Here is an 18,748-nt window from a genome sequence, read left to right on the forward strand (position 1 = left end):
AAGGACACATGCCATGAGAATCGGACTGGCGCTGTGCGCGGGCGTGGCCGCGCTGAGCGTATGCGCGGGCACCGTGGCGGCCGTTCCCGCATCCCACGGGGCGCGGGTCTCGACGGCCGGCGGCACGAGCCCGTCGACCGGCGTCGCCCACGAGCGGCTGGATTCCGCCCTGGAGGGCGTCCACCGCGCCGGCATACCGGGCGTGTTCGCCGAGGTACGTGACGGGGACCGGGTGTGGCGCGGCGCCTCGGGGGTCGCCGACCTCCGTACCGGACGTCCCGTCACCGCCGGGCTGCGGCACCGTGTCGGCAGCATCACCAAGACCTTCACCGCCGCCGCCGTCATGCAGCAGGTCGAGCGGGGCCGCATCCGGCTCGACGCGCCGATCGGCGAGTACCTGCCCCACCTGGTCCCGGGGGAGCGCGGCAGGAGGATCACGGTCCGGATGCTGCTCAACCACACCAGCGGCATCCCCGACTACATCCCGTACGCGTTCCCGTCCATCCAGGGGTTCCCCTCCGACGTGTCCTCCAAAAGCCTGGACGACAACCGGTTCAAGCGGTTCCGCCCGGCCGAACTGATCGAGCTGGGCCTCGCCGCGCCTCCGGCCGGGGAGCCGGGAGGGCCCACCGGCGTCTACTCCAACACCAACTACGCGCTCCTCGGCGGGCTCCTGGAGCGGGTGACCGGCAGCAGCGCCGAGGAGTACATCACCCGGAACGTCATCGAGCCCGCCGGCCTCCGGCACACCGGGTTCCCGGACGGACCCCGCATCAAGGGGCCGCACTCACGGATGTACGAGGCCCTGTGGGGCGTGCTGGACCCGCCGCGCGACTACAGCGTCTACAACATGTCCTGGGTGATGGCGGGAGCCGGCCTCGTGTCGACCATGGACGACCTCAACCGCTTCTACGGCCGGTTGCTCGGCGGCGGAATCGTGGGTCGTGACTCACTGGCCCAGATGCAGCGCACCATCCCGGTCCGCGCCCTCGACGGGACGACCATCCAGTACGGCCTCGGCCTGCACAGGGTCGACCTGGGGGAGTGCGGCACCTTCTGGGGCCACGACGGCACGGTCTGGGGTGCCGGGACGACGTCCCTGACCCGGGCCGACGGCCGGCGCCAACTGTCCGTCGCCATCAACCTGATGCGGTGGAACGCGCCGGACACCTCCGGAGGATCGCGGCACCACCCCATCGACGACGCGCTGTCGGCGCTGCACCGGCAGGCGTTGTGCGGTGACGGGCGCGAGGGGGGTGTGCCGCACACCCCCTGACCGTGAACGCCGCCGGGGGCGACGAGCCGGTGTGGACCGCCGTGCCCGCTCGTCGTCCCGTGCCGTCGGAGAGGGGACGCGGGGGCCCGGCCGGCGGCACCCGCTCCACAACTCCCGCCTCCCGGCCACGCCGTCAGCGTCGGGAACACGGTTCGGGGGCGGGGCGCATCTGACAAACGTCATGAATTCCTGTGCGCGTGATCGGTCTTCAGGAGGAGGAGCACGGGCCCGCCACGCGGCGAGGATGGCGGGACCCGCGCACGCCCGTGTGCCGCGTCGACCGCGCAGGGAGAGACCATGGACCCGACCATCCATCACACCCGCCCCGCTCAGCGCCGAAGGCTGTACCCCGTCGCCCTGACGTCGAGTGCCGTCCTTCTCTCGCTCCTCACCGGCATGCCGCCCGCGCAGGCCGCCTCCACTGCCTCCACCGCCCACGCAGCCTCCACCGCCCACGCCACCTTCGCCGGACCCGCCGCCTCCGCCGGGCCCGTCACGACGCCCGGCACCGCCACGACGGCGGCCGTCGCCGGCGTCCGCGACCACGGCCTGGACCGGGGGGCGTTGCGCGGCGCCCTGGAAGCGATCCACCAGGCGGGCATGTACGGAACCTACTCGGCCGTCCGCAACGGCTCTGCACAGTGGCGCGGGGGCGCCGGTGTGGCCGACCGGGAGACGGGACGGCCCGCCCGGCCCCACCTCCAGCACCGGGTCGGCAGCATCACGAAGACGTTCACCGCCGTCGCGGTGCTCCAGCAGGTCGAGCGGGGGCGCATCGAGCTGGACGCGCCCATAGGCCGCTACCTGCCCGGGCTGATACCCGGGGAACGCGGTCGCGCCATCACCGTCCGGATGCTGCTCAACCACACCAGCGGGCTGGGCGATCACGTACTCGGCGCCTTCCCCGGCCTGTTGGAGGACCCGGGCAGGGCCCTGGACGCGAGGCGCCTGCACCGGTTCGCCCCGGAGGAGCTCGTACGCCTCGGACTCGCGGCACCCGCGCCGGTGCCGCGCGGCACGTACGCGTACTCCAACACCAACTACGTCATCGCCGGGTTGCTGCTGCGCGAGGTGACCGGGCAGGAACCCGAGCAGTACATCACCCGGCACGTCATCCGCGCGGCCGGACTGCGGCACACGTACTTCCCCCGGACCCCGCGTCTCACCGGCCCGCACGCCAAGATGTACGAGTCCATGTACGGCCTGATCGAACCCGCCCGCGACTACAGCGTGTACGACATGTCGTGGTGCGGTACCGCCGGCTCGCTGGTGTCGACCGTCGATGACCTCAACGCCTTCTACCGCAAGCTGCTGAGCGGCGGGCTGCTGGGCCGCGCCGGACTGACGGCGATGAAGACGACGGTCCCCACGTACGAGCCGCCGCCCGGCGAGGAGGTCGCCATGCGGTACGGCCTGGGGATCTACACGATGAAGTTCCCCGACGGCCGCTGGTACTGGGGCCACGACGGAGCGGTCTTCGGCGCCGGCACCTGGGCCCTGTCGACCGAGGACGGGCGCCGCCAGGTCGCGATCGGCTACAACCTCATGAAGTACCAGCGCTTCGACGAGCAGGGCAGGCCGTTGGACCACCCGATCGACGCGGCGATGCTGCGGTACGTCACCACCGCCCTCGGCGGCGGCATGGAGGGCGCCCGGGCCGAGGCGGCGGCGGGCGGGCTCCTGGCGCCCCCGTCCTCCGCCGCGTCCGACGCCCTCCGCCGCAAGGCGGCCGAGGCTTCGGCACGCCGGTGAGCCGCTGAGCCGGTGAGCCGCTGAGGCGGGTGGTGTCCGGACGGCGGACGAGGCCGTGAGGCCCGCCCGCCGGACGTCGCCCCGCGACGGCACCGCCGGCCGGCCCGACCCCGACCCGGCCCCGGGACGGCCCACGCCGCCGCCCGAGGCGGGATGCCATGGACGGGCGCCGGTCCGGCCGGCGGCCATGTGGGGGGCAAGGCCCCGGGGCCGGAGCGCAGGGCGGCCCGGACCCTGGACAGGGCGTCGGCACCGGGTCCAGCGTCCCCGCCGCCCCGTCCTTCGGGACGGCGGGGACATCCGCGACCGCACCCCCGGAAGACACGTGCCCGGCCCGCGAGCGCGGGGACTCCGGGGCCGGGACCGGCCGCCCGTCACCGTACGCCCCCGCCCGCTCACCGGGCGTCCGGCGTGACGCGGCGGCCCGCCCGGGTACCGCGCCGACTCTCGTAGGGTGGAGTGGTAGCGACAGACCGGAGCAGTCATGCCCACCTCCCATCCCCGCGGCCTCCCCACCGGTGATGCCGGCGGCCCCACGGACGACGCCCCCGACGCACACGACGCCCACGGCGCCCCCGACGCCCTGTTCGGCCTCGACGAGCTGCGGACGGGCCCGGAGCCCCGTACCTCGGGGAAGCCGCTGTTCCGCGACTCGGCCGAGGCCCGGCGGATGCTCGCGGTACGGGAGATCCACGCGGAACCGGGAGCGGCGGCGTCCCCCCGCGGCAAGCAGATCCTCGCCGCGTTCCCCGACGCGGAGGTCATCCCCGTCGACTCGCACTGGCGCATCCCGGACCTGCACGGCAACAAGGGCAACGCCGAGCGCTGGGTCCGCATCAAGAGCACGGTCCTGGTGCTGGGCGAGAAGAAGACCCTCACCGTACGACCCAACGGCCGCTCCGCCGACTGGATCGCCCCCGGGGCCGCGAACGGCTGCGCCATGGCCTGTTCCTACTGCTACGTGCCACGGCGCAAGGGCTACGCCAACCCGATCACCGTGTTCACCAACATCGACCGCATGATCGCCCGGCTGCGGCGCCATGTCGTCGAGCAGGGCCCCAAGCGGGAGCCCAACCAGTGCGACCCGGCCGCCTGGGTCTACGACATCGGGGAGAACAACGACGCCTCGGTCGACGCCCTGATCAGCGAGAACACCGCCGACCTGGTGCACGCCTTCACCCAGTGGCCGACGGCGAAGGCGTCGTTCGCCACGAAGTTCGTCAACCCCGACCTCCTGCTCCTCGACCCGCGCGGCCGGACCCGCATCCGGTTCTCCGTGATGCCCCCGGACGACTCGCGGCTCCTGGACATCCGCACCAGCCCCGTTGAGGAACGGATCGCCGCCGCCGGCGACTTCCTGGAGGCCGGGTACGAGGTGCACTTCAACCTGTCTCCCGTCGTCATCAGACCCGGCTGGGAGCAGGCGTGGGCCGAGCTGCTCCAGCACATGGACGACGTCCTGCCGACCGGAGTGAAGGAACAGGCGGCGGCAGAGGTGATCATGCTGACCCACAACCGGGACCTGCACGACGTCAACATGGAGTGGCACCCGCGCGCCGAGGAGGCCATCTGGCGCCCCGACCTGCAACAGGCCAAGCGCTCCGAGAACGGCGGCTGGAACGTGCGGTACCGCAACGCCGTCAAGGCCGAGGCGGTGGAGACCGTACGCCGCCTCGTGGCGGCACACGCCCCCTGGCTGACCGTCCGCTACGCCTTCTGACCCGCTCCGGCCGGCCGGGACACACGGGCCCGGGCATCCGGGAGCCGGCGGGGACACGGGCGTCACCGCTCGTGGTGGTTGAACCGCACCTCCGGGTTCTCCGCCGTGGGTCCGTCGAGGACCGGCCGGTGCGTGCCGCGCAGGTGCAGGTCGAAGAACGCGGCCGTGTACGTGCGGACGAGGCCGATCGCCCGGTCGGCGCGGATCGTCGGCTGCGTACCGGGATACGGCAGGCGCAGTTGCTCGAACAGGGCGGGCAGGTCCGAGAAGGTGAAGTGGTGCGTCCCCGTCACGGCGAGCCACCGCTTCCAGCCGTCCAGGTTCCGCCACGCGGCGTCCCAGGTCACGTCCTCGCCCTCCGGCTGGTGGGCGGCGTCGCCCGTTCCCAGCAGCAGGAACGGCCTTCCCCCGAGCCCTCGCTCCGGTACCGGATCCCCGAAGGTGCCGTCCATGTTGACGCCCGCCCGGACGCGGTCGTCGTACGCCATGACGGAGGCCGCCGCCGCGCCGCCCAGCGAGTGGCCCGCCGCGCCCACGCGCTCCCGGTCGATGAGGGAGGCGTGCGGCCAGGCCGGGCGCGGGCCGGTCAGGCGGTCGAGGACGAACGACAGGTCCTGTGCGCGGTTGACGGTCGCCTTCCGCATGTCCTCCCGCGTCTCGGCCTTCCGGCAGGCCACACAGGTGAGCACCCGGCCGCCCGGGAACACCGTTCCGGACGATTCGTAGGCGTGGTCCACCAGCGCCACCACGTACCCACGGCTCGCGAGGTCCTCCGCGAGGGTGGTGAGGGTGAAGCGGGGCGCCCCGAAGCCGGGGGAGAGCAGGACCAGCCGATGCTTCCCGGGCTGCGGCCTGGCACGCACGACGCTGTGGGCGCGGGTCGCGCCGAGTCTCCGCACGAGCGCCTCGTCACGCACCTCGACGTCCTCGAGCAGCAGCCGCGCCTCCCGCGGGTCCGCGTACGGTGCGGGCGGGCGCGGGGTGGACCGCGCGGGGTGGAACACGTCCACCATCAGCTCGCGCGCCCGCTCGGGCACCCAGAGGTCCTGCCGGGAGCGGTCGACGAGGTGGAGGGTCGTCCGGCCGACCGCCGCCTTTCCGGTGAGCTCCGGCAGCAGCAGACCGGTGGCGGCGGCCTGCCGCGCGGCGGCGGGTGCGGAACCGGCGGCTGGGGCGGTGGCCGGGGTGGCGACGGCGGTCGCCGGGCCGGCCGGGGCCTGTGCGTGAGCGACCGGGGTGGCCGAAGCGAGGGCGAGGGCGAGGACCGCGGCGGTGGCCGGGCGCAGCGTACGTGGCGTCGTCATGGACAGGGACGCTAGGCAACGCCCGGGCCCGCCGTCATCGGCCGCGAGTGCCGCGCCGGTACGACCAGGGGCTGATCTTCACCGCTCGTCCCGTAGGGGGTCGACGGACCGTCAGGAACCGTGCACCATCCGGGAGCCGGGGCGTCCGCGTGGACGGCCCCGGCATCCGGCACCCGGCGTGCAACGGTGTGCAGCGGCGCGCGACGCGCGCGTCTACCAGCCGCAGTCGGGCACTCCCGCGATCTTCTCTCCGCCCTGGATGTAGATGTTGTTCACCCAGCCGATCGTTCCGTCGGACAGCTTCACCAGCGTCCACCAGCCGTTGCGGTACCCACCGTCGGCGATCACCTCGCCCGGGTGCTGGCAGATGCCCTCCGCCGTCGTACGCGACACGGTGGCGACGATCTTCACGCAGGACCCCCGGGAGGGGTAGTGGACGCAGTCCGCGTCCGCCCCGTCGTAGCGGACGTTCACACCGGTCGCCCATATGTAGACCGACGTCGCCGCCGCCGACATGGTCGCGTTCGGGGCCGTGCCGGTGGCCGACGGGACGGCCGCGGGCGCCGCCACGGCGGCGGGCGAGGCCAGGGCCAGGGCCAGGGTCGTGGCGGCTGCGGCGGTCATCGTCTGGAGAAGACGTCGAGTGTTCACGGGTTCCTCACAGGTGGTCGGGACGTACGTCTCGTCATCGTGGTCGCCGACGCCGGACGTCCGACGTCGGGGTGATGGGTGATGGGTGGTGGGTGATGGGAGGCGGGAGGCGGGTGGGGGCGCTGGGGAGTGTCGTCAGCGCCGTACGTGCAGGGGCCGTCGGTCACGCGCCCGCGCTCGCCTCCGTCCATCTGGCGGAACGCCCGGACCCGGACGTCGGTCGGCCGATCCGTGGTCATCAGGGAGCAGGGCGTGCCCCGGCAGGAGCGCACCCGAACGTCGGAGACCCACACGTGCCCGGATCCGCTCGACGGATGGGCGTCCGCCGGCTGCGCGCCCGCCACCAGGGGCGGCGGCGACGGCCAGGAGCGGGCCCCCGAGCGACCGCGGGGCGGCGGGGCCCGTGCCGGGGCGGCCGTGCCGGCGTGGCGACGGTGCCGGGTACCTCATCGTGTGCGTTCCCTTCCCGGGTCCGGCGCGACGGCGGGTGCCGCGCTCTCTCCCTTCGGACGGGAGGCGCCCACGCCTCGTATGAGCGCCGCGCCGGCGAATCGGCCGGCCGTCACGGCCACCGTCGACGGCCGGCCGGCTTGCCGTACCGCGGGCCGGCCGTCATTCCCCGGCTTCGCGGCTGCCGAGGGCGCGGAACACCCGCCGCGCCTCCTCCCGAAGCTCCCGGCCGGCCCGCTCGTCGCCCCTGCCGAGCGCGGCGGAACCCAGGTCCCGTACGGTGCGGGCCCGCCACAGAGGCAGGTCCACCTTCTCCCACAGGCGGATGGCCCGGGACAGGTACGCGCTCGCGGCGTCCCACTCGGACGCGGCGAGGCACCACTCGCCGAGCGTGCGCAGCACCAGTGCCTCGCCGAACATGTCCTGGCGTTCCCGGGTGATCTCCAGGCACCGGTCCAGGCGCCGCCGGGCGTCGGCCGTGCGGCCCTGGCGCAACTCCACCTTGGCCAGTGACTGGCTGGCGTACATCACACCGAACGCGTCTCCCGTCTCCTCGAAGATGCGAAGCGCCCGCCGCAGCAGGTCCTCCGCCTCCGCCAGGTTCCCCCGCGCCCGGTGGTACAGGCCCAGCGAGCGCAACGCGAGCGCTTCACCGTGCCGGTCGCCGGCTGCCGCGTACAGCTGCCGCGCGCCGGTCAGGGCTTCCCACGCGGCCGCGTAGTCGCCCCGGTCCCGGTGCACGCACCCGATCCCGTACAGCGCGTGGGCCATGGGTGCGGCGTCCTCCGGTTCCCGGTAGTGCGTGAGCGCCTCCCCCAGCAGGGTCAGCGCCTCGTCGAAGCGGGCCTGCTCGCGGCGGGCCGTGCCCATGCCGGTCAGCGCCTCGGCACGGCCGCGCCGTACCTCCCGCTCCTCGAAGAGGCGCAGCGCCGCCTCGAAGAAGGCGTACGCGTCCTCGAAGCGGTCCTGCTCCAGGCGAAGCTGGCCGAGCCCGTGCAGCAGCCATGCCTCGCCCTCCACGTCCCCGCCGCCCCGGACCGCCGCCAGGGCCACGTCATGGGACCGGGACCAGGCGTCGAAGCGGTTGTACAACGCGGCGGACGCGGCCATGAGGGCGGCGGCCAGCTCCCGCGCCGCGCCGGACATCCCCTGCTCCGCGCAGTGCGTCACCGCCGCGAGCAGACAGCGCTGCTCGGCGGCGAACCAGGCGGTGGGCTCATCCTCCAGGGGCGTCGCCTCCGCCGTCCCGGGCGCCTTCGTCGCGGAGGCCGCCTCCGCCCCGGCCGCCCCCGCCTCCGCACCGGTGGCTCCCGGGGCGGGCGGGAACAGCCGCGACGCCCCGCCCGGCCCCCGGGCCGCCGCGGCGCGCGCCATCTCCAGCCAGCGGGTGACCAGCCGCAGTACCGCAGCCTCCCGCTCCCGGCGCTCCTCGTCGGCCAGGCAGCGCTCACGGGCGTACTCACGCGCGAGGTCGTGGATGCGGTACCGCGTCCGGCCCGTCTCGTCGGTGCGCACCACCTCCACGAAGTGGCAGTCCACGAGCCGTTCCACCACGTCCTCCGCCTCGTCGGAGGTCACGTCGAGGAGCGGGGCCGCCACCCAGGCGGCGAAGTCGGGCAGGTCCATCAGGGCCAGCCGTCGCAGGGCCCGCTGCTCCTGGGCGCCGAGGTCCGCGTACCCCAGGCCCAGACTCGCCCGGACCTCCAGGTCGCCCGCCCGCAGTTCGTCGAGGCGGCGGTGCTCGTCGCGCAGCCGTTCGGCGAGCCGCGCGGGCGTCCAGTGGGGCCGGGCGGCGAGGCGGGCCCCGGCGACGCGCACCGCGAGCGGGAGCCGCCCGCAGAGCGCGACGATCTCGGCGGCCTGGCCGGGCTCCATGGCCGGACGGTCCGGTCCGGCCACGCGCGCCAGCAGTTCCCGGGCCTGCGACTCGGGCGGGACGCCCAGGTCCAGATGGGCGGCGCCTTCCAGGGCGACCAGGCGGCGACGACTGGTGACCAGCACCGCCGAACCGCCGCCCGGTGGCAGCAGTGGTCGCAGCAGCGCCTCGTTGACAGCGTTATCGAGGATGAGCAGCACCCCGCGGCGCGCGATGTGCGTGCGGTACAGACCGAGGAGGTCCTCCTCGTCACGGGCGGGCGTGCCGGGGTCCACTCCGAGGGCGCGCAGCAGCCGGGCGAGGGCGTCCACGGTCCGGACCGGTTCGAGATCCGAGGCCCGGAGGTCGAGGAAGAGCTGTCCGTCGGGGAACAGCCCGGCGGTCCGGTGGCCCACGTGCACGGCCAGCGCGGTCTTCCCCGTGCCCGACCGCCCGGAGACCACGCCGATGGGCGGCGCGGTCCGCGCCGGGTCGCCGACCTGTTCCAGCAGGGCGGTGGCCCAGGCGATCTGCTCGGTACGCCCGACGAAATCGGCGACGTCGGGCGGCAGTTGCGACGGAGCCGGGCCCCGGCCGGTACGGTCGGGGCCCCGCCGTGGGCGGGGGAGCGGCGCCTCCCCCCGGGACCCCCGAACGGGTGCCGGCCCGTCCGATGCCGGGTGCAGGCCCGAACCGGCGCCCGCGCCCGCCCCTTCGCCCGTGTCCGGGTGGTGCCCGCCGGAACCCGCATCCCCCGGCGCGCCCGTGCGCCCCCGCCCGGGCGGTGCGCCGACGCGCCCCGCGGGCACCGGGGCGCCCAGCACGGCCGTGTCCCCCCGCAGCAGGGCCCGGTGCAGGGCCCGCAGATCGGGTCCGGGATCGATGCCCAGTTCCGTACGGAGGAGGAGGCGCCCCTCCTCGTACGACCGCAACGCCTCCGCCACCCGCCCGGCGCGGAACAGCGCGGTCATGAGCTGGCCGCGCGGGCGCTCCCGGAGGGGGTTCGCGGCCACGTGGGCCACCAGCTCCGCGACGAGGTCCGTACGCCGGCCCAGGTCCAGCTCGGCGGCGAAACGAAACTCGGCCGCCTCCAGCCTCAGTTCGGCCAGGCGCATCGCCTCCACGCGGGCGAAGGACTGGCCGAGGCCCTCCAGGGCGTCCTTCCCGCGCCACAACCGCAGCGCCGCCCCCAGGACGTCCACGGCCTCCTCGGCCCGTCCCCCGAGGGCGGCCTCCCGCCCGGCGGCGCACGCGTCCTCGAAGCGCCGCGCGTCGACGGCGGAGCGCGGGAGGTCCGCGACGTATCCGGGGGAGCGGGTACGGATGGCGCCGCCGCCCTGCGTACCGGCCAGCGCGCGGCGCAGCCCCGACACGTGCGACGTGACCAGCGCCCGCGCGGTGGCGGGCGGTTCCTCCTCCCAGACCAGGTCGACCAGGCGCTCCACGGACAGCACCTCGCCGAGGTGGACCGCGAGTGCGGCGAGGATCGATGTCGGTTTGGAGCCGTTGAGCGGGACGCGGACGCCTTCGCTCAACACCTCGACAGGTCCCAGAAGGCGAACGTCCACCATGTCCCCCGGATGATGCGTCCTCGCAGGTCGCGGACCAACATACCGGCGCCCACCGACAGGCATGCCGCATACCGGACCGCCCATTTCACACGGCGGACCGGTCGCCGGCCGTCGTGGCCGGAAAGTGCTGGGTGCCGGGTGGGATTTCCCTCCAATCCGGCGAGCAATCTGTCCGAGTTCCGTCCTGCGGACGGCGGCGCCGGGCCGCCCGTATGAGTGGCCGGACCGAGCGGGCCACCCCCGCCGGTCCTCCTCCCGCGCGGCGGCGCCGCACCCCCGCCCCGTCGGACATCCGGCGCGGTGCCCGCACGGGTGCGCGCCACCGCCTGGAGAGGCTCTGCACATCGCCGTGCAGGAGATCTGCAGCGTTCCTGCAGACCGCCCGCCCACGCTCGGAGCGTGACGGACATCATCCTGCTTTCGGACCGGCGCGTGGCCGCGACGCGTGTGGTGGAGAACGGCGAACCGCTGGTGGACGCCCGGCGGACCGCCGCGCTGCGCGTCGACACGCGGAAGGCCGACGACGACGGTTCTTACGCACACCTCCGGTCGGCCGTCCTGCGCCGGCTCGTGCTGGCCCAGGGCGCCCTCCCCGGCGGCATGCGCCTCCTGATGGTCGAGGGGTTCCGCCCGCCGGACCTCCAGCGCCGCTACTTCGACGCGTACACGGCCACGCTCCGCGCCGCGCACCCCGACGCCCCGCCCGCCCGGATACGCGAGCTGGCCAGCGCGTACATCTCACCGCCCGAAGTCGCCCCGCACGTCAGCGGCGGCGCGGTGGACCTGACCCTGTGCACCGAGGACGGGGAGGAACTGCCGCTCGGCACCGAGGTCAACGCCACCCCGGAGGAGAGCGAAGGCGGCTGCCGCACCGCGGCGGTCAACATCGGCGCCGAGGCCCGGGCGAACCGTGAGCTGATGGGCCGGGCCATGACGGCCGGCGGGTTCGTCAACTACCCGACCGAGTGGTGGCACTGGTCGTACGGAGACCGCTACTGGGCGCTCGTGACCGGAGCGCCGGCGGCCACGTACGGCCCCGCCACGCGCGCCTGACCCCAACACGCGGCACCGCCCGGCCCGCCGCCGGACCGCAGCCGCCGCCCCATCGCCGGCCCCACCGGCGGACCGCACCGCCGGACCCACCGACAGACCGCACCACGAGCACACCTCGGGGGAACACCGTGGAGAACATCCGTACCGCCGCGGCGGCCAACGCGCCGTCTCCGGCCGTCGGCACGATGACGACCACCCGCGCCGAACCGCGCGCCGAACCGCGCGCCGGCCACCTCGACACCACCGCCGACCGCATGACCGCGGCCGAGTTCGACGAGGCGTTCACCGCCGTGATGCCCCGGCTGCGCCGTCGCCTGCTGGCGCTGACGGGCGACCCGCACGACGCCGACGACCTGGTGCAGGAGACCTACCTCCGGCTCTCCGGCCGCGCCCGGGCCAGCGCCCTCACCCGCCAGCACCAGCCGTACGCCTACACCTGCGCGGCCGCGCTGAACCTGCTGCGCGACTCATGGCGGCAACCCGCTCGGCGGGAGCGGTGCACCGACCGGCTGCCCGAGCCGAGCTGGGACGGCGGATTCGCCACCAGGGAGGCGGAGGCGGTGACCACCGCTCTCCTGCGCGTTCTCTCGCCCAAGGAGGCCGCCGCGGTGATCCTGGTCGACATCGAGGGGCTGACCCACGACATGGCCGGCGAGCGGCTCGGCGCGCACCGCGGCACCGTGCAGCGCAACCGTATGCGCGGACTCGCCAAAATGCGTGCCGCACTCGGCGCATACGAACCCGGCTCCCGTTCCGTCACCCCCACGAAGCCCGACGCGACCGCACGGCGCACCGCCACCACGCCTCAGGTCGCGACCACCACGCCACAGGCCATGACCACGCCATAGGCCACGACCGGGCCGCACCGCACGACGACGCCCGCGGCGCGCACGACATCCACGCCCCGGGGCGCGACCGACCGCCGCCCGGCGGAGACCCGTACACAGCAGGACCGAACCAGGGGGATCCCATGCGCCGCACGCCCCGCGTGCCGACGACGACAGCAGGACTGCTTCTCGCCGCCACCATGACCTTCACCGGTACGGCGACGGCCGCCGCCACGACACCGGCCGCCACCGCGACACCGGCCGCGTCCGCCGACTGCCGCTCGCTCGCCCCGGCACCCGCCCAGGCCCAGGCGGTCGTCGACGCCGCGTGCTCCCAGATCGGCGTGCCGTACTCGTGGGGCGGGGGATCCATCCACGGGCCGACGTACGGCCAGGACTACCCCGGCGGCGGGCCGGGCGCCCACGACAGCCAGGTGAAGGGCTTCGACTGCTCGCACCTGGTGCAGTACGCGGCATGGCAGGGGGCCGGCATCGCCCTGCCCGAAGGATCCTGGAACCAGGCCCGGTGGAGCGGCGCCACCGCCCGCTTCACGGCCGCCCAGGGCCTCGCCCCGCTGCGACCGGGCGACCTGCTCCTGTGGGGGTCCAACCCCGCCGATCCGGGCACCGTCCACCACATCGCCGTCTACCTCGGTGACGGCAAGATGGTCGAGGCCCGCGAGTCCGGGACCCGCGTCATGGTCAGCGACGTGCGCCTCAACGCCCAGTACGCCGGAGCCCTCCGTATCGTCGGCGCCGAGCAGCCGCCGGCCGGCACGAAGCGCTTCATGACGTGGGGCACCGACGTGAGCCTGCGCCCCGAGCCCGGCACCCGGAAGCCCGCCGTGTCCCTGCTGCCCCGCCCCACGCCCGTGGACGTGCTGTGCCAGGTGCACGGGGAGCAGGTCAGCGCCGAGGGCCACGTCAACGACGGCTGGTCCTACCTGCCGAAGTACAAGGCGTGGATCTCCAACATCTACATCGACCACCCGGACGCCTGGCTGCCCGGCGTTCCCACCTGCTGAACCCTCGGCCGGCCCCGCAGGCTCCCGCCCCGCGTCCTCCCCGCCCACGGACCCGCCGGCTTCGGCCCGCGACCCGCGGACCCGCCGGCTTCGGCCCGCGACCCGCGGACCCGCCGGCTTCGGCCCGCGACCCGCGGACCCGCCGGCTTCGGCCCGCGACCCGCGGACCCGCACCACCGCACACCCGATTCCCGCGCCCCTCCTCAGCGACCTCCTCCACACCCACCCGTACGAGCGAGAAGAGACCTCACCCATGCGCCTGTTCCAGCGGACCAAGTCCATCGGCCTGCTCGCCGCCGCCGTCGCGGCGACCGCACTCGTCCCGCTCACCGCGGGCGCCGCCGAGGCCGCGCCCAGCGGTTACGCCGGCTCCTGCCCGACCGCCGGCACGATCACCCAGGGGTGGCACTCCGGCCACGACGGCATCGACATCGCCAACAACCGCGGCACGCCGATCCACTCCACCGGCCCCGGCACCGTCATCGTCTCGGGGACCGCCAGCGGCTACGGCCAGTGGATCCGCATCCGCCACGACGACGGCACCGTCACCGAGTACGGCCACATGTACGAGCGTCTCGTCTCCGCCAACCAGCGGGTGACCAGCGGTCAGCTGATCGCCCGGATGGGGTCGGAGGGCCAGTCGACGGGCCCGCACCTGCACTTCGAGGCCCACAGCTCGACCTCCAGCACCCGGGGCATGGACCCCGTCCCGTACCTCGCCGAGCGCGGCGTGCGCCTGCCCTGCACCCCCGGCAGCACCAGCCCCGGCACCAACTTCACCACCTGGGGCACCTCGGTTCGCGTCAGGTCGGAAGCCAGCCTGAGCGCCGCCGTCGTCACCACCCTGACCGGGCCGACACCGGTGTACGTGAAGTGCCAGAAGCGCGGCGACATGGTGCACGCGGAGGGGTACAGCAACGACGCCTGGTCCTACATCCCGGCTCTCGGCGGGTACATCACCAACATCTACATCGACCACCCGGACGCGTGGCTGCCGGGGGTCAACCCCTGCTGACCGGCGCCTCCGGCGGGACCGAGAGCGCCGCCGCCGCCCCGCCGAGGGCGCCGGCGGCGCTCGCGCTCCCCGCGCCCCGCTCCCGCCTCGGCGTCCGGCCCGGGGGCCCAGGCCCCGCCGTACCCCCGCACGACCCCCGACCAGAAGGGCCAGACCGGACATGACTTCACACACCGAGCGTGGACGCAGCCGCGTCGAACGCCGGTATCCGACGGCCGCGGCGAACCCCGCCGCCGCCCCCGGTGGTGGCCGGCCCAGGACCGGCCGCCGCCTCGCGGCCCGCGCCGGCCTGCTGACGGCGGCCCTGGCGGCCGTGCTGGCCACCGTCGCGGCCCCCACGGCGACCGCCGCACCGGACCCCTCACCTTCACCGCCCGCCGTGGCCCGCGCCGAGGTGCCGGCCGGCGTGACGGCGGGCGTCGCCGTGTTCGACCGGCAGACGGGGACGTTCACCGAGCAGGTGAACAGCGCCGGCCAGTTCCGTTCGGCGTCCGTGGTCAAACTGCTGCTGGCGCTGGACGTGCTGTGGGGGCGTTCGCCCGACTCCCTGCCGGCCGCCGACAGGTCGCGCATCGACACCATGCTTCGCAGCAGCAACGATGCCGCGGCCAGCACGATCTGGGCGAACAACGGCGCAGGCGCCATCATCGACCGTATGGTCACGCGGCTGGGCCTCACGGACACCGCCCGGCCCCCGGCCACGCACCCGGGCTACTGGGGCTACACGGCCATGTCGGCCCGCGACACCGTGCGGATCTACCGCTACCTCCTGGACTCCGCCCCCGCCCCCGTGCGGGACTACGTCCTCGGCAACCTGCGCCAGTCCACCCGCTGTGCCAGCGACGGCTATGACCAGCACTTCGGCATCGCCGGTTCCTTCAACCGGCCCTGGGCCGTCAAGCAGGGCTGGTCGGGCTTCGAGTCCGGAGGCTGCACGGCGGCCACCACGACCACCGGCGCGGCCGGCGCCCGGACCGGCGCGGGTGCCGCCGCGGTCGACCTCTCCCGCCCGGCGCTGCACACGACGGGCCTGGTGGGCCCGGGCGACCGCGCCATCGTGGCGGTGCTCACCCTGCACCCCACCGGCACCTCCTACGGCAAGGCGTACACGGACGTCGGCCGGCTCACCCGCTCCCTGAACGTCCCCGGCGCCTCCCGCCCGGCGGGCACCTGGATCGGCACCTGGGGCAGCGGCGTCCGCGTGCGGACCCAGACCTCGACCGACTCCGGCGCGGTCACCACGCTGCCCGCCGGCGTGGAGGTCCTGGTCGGCTGCCAGAAGCGCGGCCAGCAGGTCAGCGTGCCGCCCTACGTCAACGACTGGTGGGCCCATCTTCCCCAGTACGGCGGCTACATGACCAACATCTACCTCAGCTCGCCGGACAATCAGGTACCAGGAGTCCCGCTCTGCTGACACCCGGGCCCCGGGACCGGCATCCGCCCAACGCAGTCGCTTTCGAGCTGCGGGGATCGTTGCCCCGCGTGTGACGGGGTGGGGGCGGGCCGGCGGGCGCGGATCGGATCCGACGACGGTGTTCACCGCTGAGTTGGTGGACGCGGCGACAGCCAAGCACGACCGGACCGAGCGGCGCCGCCGCCTTCTGCGGGCTCGGCCGGTCGTGCGCTTCGCAACCGTGCAGATGAGGACCGTGAGTGGCAGGGTCGGTCACCGGGAAGAAGGTGTCCTTCAGGCCGAGCGGCCGAGAATCCGCCGCCGGATTTCGACAGTCACCGGGCCAGGACGACACGCCGAACCCGTACGCCGGCTTCTCGGAGCTCGGGAGCCGAACACCAAGCGGATCAGCGCCTGGGGGACCGACGGCGCCGGCCCCGGGTTCACCAGCGTGTCCCTCACCACCACCACCGCCGACGGCGAGCGACAGCTGGTCCGCCGCCAATGTCTACGACCTCGGGATCGGAGCACCCGCTGGGCTGTCACCGCCGCCGGATCGCCGACCGGACGGTGTTCGAGCACATCGTGCTCGCACTGGTCCACGGCTCTGGCTACGAACGTATCTCCAGCCGGACAATCCGATCGGAAAATCCGACGCCGCGTCAAGAAGGGTGTTGAGCCGGGATTCGAGACCGCCTCCGACTAGGGGTGCCTCTTCGATCCCGTGAGATCCACTGGGTGGCTGACGGCAGTGGCCCATCACGGGAGCCGACGGGCCGGGAAAATGTGTCGAACGTCGAGGCGACCTTTGAGAGGGTCCATCAGTGTCCCGGAACTGCTGCGAGAGGAAGCCCGTGCCGCGTGCTGTCACATTGATCCGCTCTGCCTCCCTGTCCGATGTTGCGGAGTACGCCTACGCGGCCACGGCCCCGGCCGAGTCGCGGCTGATCTTCCTGGCCGGGGCATGCCCTCTGAATGAGGATGGCTCCACTGCGGCGATCGGGGACGTCGCGGGGCAGGCGGCCAGGGCTGTGGAGAACATGCGGACCGCTCTGGCGGACTCGGGCGCGTCACTGCACGATGTCATCAGCACCCGTGTTCTCGTCGCCTCTCACCGGCGGGAGGACCTGGTGACGGCGTGGGAGGTTGTCCGGGACGCGTTCGGCGACCACGACGTGCCCAGCACATTGATGGGTGTCACCGTGCTCGGCTATGACGGCCAGCTCGTGGAGATCGAAGCCATCGCCGCCGTGCTTGATTCCTGAGCCGGCGGGCCATCCTCGCCGAGGGACCAACCGCCCGGCCTGGGTTCTGATTCCGGTCACGCTCGGAGCCGAACGAGGAGGGCGGCAGCGGTGACGGTGCCGAGATGGACGTACCCGCGCTTGTCGTAGCGGGTGGCGACGGCCTGGTCGAGCGAACGCAGAGACTGCATCGGCCGGCACCCGGCCCCCGGGGCGAACCCGGGGCACGGCCCCGCATCGGCGGGCGGCTCCATGTGCACCCTCCGGTCGCGCGTGGGCCTGACCCGGCCGGCCGGGGGATCGGCCCATGACCGCAGTTCCGTGTGCTGCGGCCCCGTGGCCCGCCGCCCGGCACGTCCCGCCCCGGCGGCCTCGGACGAACGAGCAGGGGATGGTCCGGTCCACACCGAGGACCCGGAAGACCCGGCCGGGCTGCCGGGGAACGCGGCACAGCGAAAGCCTGCACCCCTCTGCCGCGCACCGCTGGTCGAGCCGCATGAGCAGCTCGACGCCCGAGGTGCCGCAGAAGGTGATGTCCGCCAGGTCCAGGACGACCTCCCGGCCCGCCCACGCGGTCGCCAGGAACAGATCCGGCTCTATGCGCGCGGCGGTGTCCAGGTCGAGTTCACCGGCGAGCGCCGGAGCCGTCGCCCCGCTGTCCTCCGCTTGAACCGTCAAGGTGATGGAGGTGCTCATCAGGGACAGCCTTCCTGGGCGAGGGGAGGGGGGTGGTGGAAACGCGCCGCCTTCCCGGCCCACCACCCGACGACCTCGCTGCGACAGGCCCGCAGCCCCTTCCCGTTGGGACGAAGGTCCCTGACCGCCGCACCCGCCGCACCCGCCGCACCCGCCGTATCTGCCGCACCCGCCGGCGTCGGCCCGACGCCACGCCATCGGTCAGCCGGGGGAACCCCAGGCCGTGATCAGGCCCTCGAGCCAGGCGGGCGGCAGTTCGGCGGCGTCCCACTCCTCCCACAACGGGGCGGGTGCCGTGGCGAGCCGTTCGAGCACGGCGACGCTGGTGGGGGAGTGCATGAGCGAGTAGCGGCCGTGGATCGCGATGGTGCCGCCGGGCCCGTACTCCCCGTACAGCCGTTCCAGGTGTGCGCGGTGGGACGCGGCGAACTCCGCGAGACGCCCCGGGTACGCGGCCCTCTCCCGGGCACTCATGGTCCCGAGCACGGCGGTCAGCACCTGCTCGGAGACCTCCGGATCGAGTTCCGACTCGGTGCTGAACGAGAGGTAGAGGGGGACGACCGCCACCTTCGCGCGCTCCACCTGCATCCTCCGCACGGGCGGCCGGGCCTCCGCGGCGGGCGTCGACGGATCGGAGGTGACGGCGCTCCGCAGCGCGCGTTCGGCGAGGTCGCCGAGGACGTCGGTGACGGCCTGGCCACCGTCGAGCCAGCCCGCCTCGTACAGCTCGCCCTTGTCCCCCGGCGCGCTCCGCCCGACGGACCCGGCCTCCTCGCGCGCGAGGGACAGGGCGCCGGCCTCGACCAGACCGATCAGTTCCTCCGCGTCACCGGAGTACACCCCGGCCCGGCCGAGGAGCTGGAGGAGCGTCTGCTTCGCGTTGAGCACGCTGATCGCGTCCAACCGATGCCGTCCT

General features: G+C 74.2%; 13 protein-coding genes and 2 pseudogenes. 10 read left to right on the forward strand and 5 right to left on the reverse strand.

Annotation, left to right across the window (positions count from 1 at the left end; all coding sequences use genetic code 11):
- Window positions 1-13 precede the first annotated feature (13 nt).
- From IE109_RS20095 to IE109_RS20105, 3 genes are all read left to right on the forward strand, one after another.
- The gene (locus IE109_RS20095; RefSeq protein WP_189552308.1) at window positions 14-1,276 is read left to right on the forward strand and encodes a serine hydrolase domain-containing protein; all 1,263 of its coding nucleotides are present in this window, start codon (window positions 14-16) and stop codon (window positions 1,274-1,276) included.
- Between the two features lie 297 nt (window positions 1,277-1,573).
- Window positions 1,574-3,028, forward strand: coding sequence for a serine hydrolase domain-containing protein (locus IE109_RS20100; protein WP_229891288.1), 1,455 nt, complete (start codon window positions 1,574-1,576; stop codon window positions 3,026-3,028).
- A gap of 484 nt (window positions 3,029-3,512) precedes the next feature.
- On the forward strand, window positions 3,513-4,748 hold the full coding sequence (locus tag IE109_RS20105) for a spore photoproduct lyase family protein (protein ID WP_189552309.1): 1,236 nt from the start codon (window positions 3,513-3,515) through the stop codon (window positions 4,746-4,748).
- 62 nt (window positions 4,749-4,810) lie between these two features.
- Here the strand turns inward: IE109_RS20105 and IE109_RS20110 are convergent, their stop codons facing one another.
- The 3 genes from IE109_RS20110 to IE109_RS20120 all read right to left on the reverse strand — a co-directional run bounded on the left by IE109_RS20110 (window position 4,811) and on the right by IE109_RS20120 (window position 10,579).
- Entirely contained in the window at window positions 4,811-6,052 is a 1,242-nt protein-coding gene (locus IE109_RS20110; RefSeq protein WP_189552310.1) for an alpha/beta hydrolase family protein, read from the reverse strand.
- Between the two features lie 213 nt (window positions 6,053-6,265).
- Window positions 6,266-6,676, reverse strand: a complete 411-nt coding sequence (locus IE109_RS20115; protein ID WP_229891289.1) for a peptidase M23 — start codon at window positions 6,674-6,676, stop codon at window positions 6,266-6,268.
- A 639-nt stretch (window positions 6,677-7,315) separates the two neighbouring features.
- A complete protein-coding gene (locus IE109_RS20120; RefSeq protein WP_189552312.1) occupies window positions 7,316-10,579 on the reverse strand; it encodes an AfsR/SARP family transcriptional regulator in 3,264 nt (1,087 codons plus the stop codon).
- A gap of 399 nt (window positions 10,580-10,978) precedes the next feature.
- Here IE109_RS20120 and IE109_RS20125 point away from each other — a divergent pair, with 399 nt between their 5' ends.
- The 7 genes and pseudogenes from IE109_RS20125 (at window position 10,979) to IE109_RS20155 (ending at window position 17,157) form a co-directional block, all read left to right on the forward strand.
- Window positions 10,979-11,632, forward strand: a complete 654-nt coding sequence (locus tag IE109_RS20125) for a M15 family metallopeptidase (RefSeq protein ID WP_189552313.1) — start codon at window positions 10,979-10,981, stop codon at window positions 11,630-11,632.
- A gap of 128 nt (window positions 11,633-11,760) precedes the next feature.
- Window positions 11,761-12,480 carry an RNA polymerase sigma factor gene (locus IE109_RS20130; protein ID WP_229891291.1) on the forward strand — a complete coding sequence of 240 codons (720 nt, stop codon included), beginning with the start codon at window positions 11,761-11,763 and terminating at the stop codon, window positions 12,478-12,480.
- A 122-nt stretch (window positions 12,481-12,602) separates the two neighbouring features.
- On the forward strand, window positions 12,603-13,484 hold the full coding sequence (locus IE109_RS20135; RefSeq protein ID WP_189552314.1) for an NlpC/P60 family protein: 882 nt from the start codon (window positions 12,603-12,605) through the stop codon (window positions 13,482-13,484).
- 253 nt (window positions 13,485-13,737) lie between these two features.
- A complete protein-coding gene (locus IE109_RS20140) occupies window positions 13,738-14,499 on the forward strand; it encodes a M23 family metallopeptidase (RefSeq protein ID WP_189552315.1) in 762 nt (253 codons plus the stop codon).
- A gap of 160 nt (window positions 14,500-14,659) precedes the next feature.
- Window positions 14,660-15,913 carry a hypothetical protein gene (locus tag IE109_RS20145; RefSeq protein WP_229891292.1) on the forward strand — a complete coding sequence of 418 codons (1,254 nt, stop codon included), beginning with the start codon at window positions 14,660-14,662 and terminating at the stop codon, window positions 15,911-15,913.
- Between the two features lie 507 nt (window positions 15,914-16,420).
- Window positions 16,421-16,577, forward strand: a pseudogene (locus IE109_RS20150) (IS5/IS1182 family transposase); the annotation flags it as partial.
- Between the two features lie 169 nt (window positions 16,578-16,746).
- Window positions 16,747-17,157 carry a RidA family protein gene (locus IE109_RS20155; RefSeq protein WP_189552316.1) on the forward strand — a complete coding sequence of 137 codons (411 nt, stop codon included), beginning with the start codon at window positions 16,747-16,749 and terminating at the stop codon, window positions 17,155-17,157.
- Between the two features lie 375 nt (window positions 17,158-17,532).
- Here IE109_RS20155 and IE109_RS34070 read toward each other — a convergent pair.
- A pseudogene (locus IE109_RS34070) lies at window positions 17,533-18,030 on the reverse strand (STAS domain-containing protein); the annotation flags it as partial.
- 3 nt (window positions 18,031-18,033) lie between these two features.
- Window positions 18,034-18,735, reverse strand: coding sequence for a hypothetical protein (locus IE109_RS20165; RefSeq protein ID WP_308431377.1), 702 nt, complete (start codon window positions 18,733-18,735; stop codon window positions 18,034-18,036).
- Window positions 18,736-18,748: the final 13 nt, after the last annotated feature.

Source organism: Streptomyces lavendofoliae (assembly GCF_014649735.1).
Taxonomy (GTDB): domain Bacteria; phylum Actinomycetota; class Actinomycetes; order Streptomycetales; family Streptomycetaceae; genus Streptomyces; species Streptomyces lavendofoliae.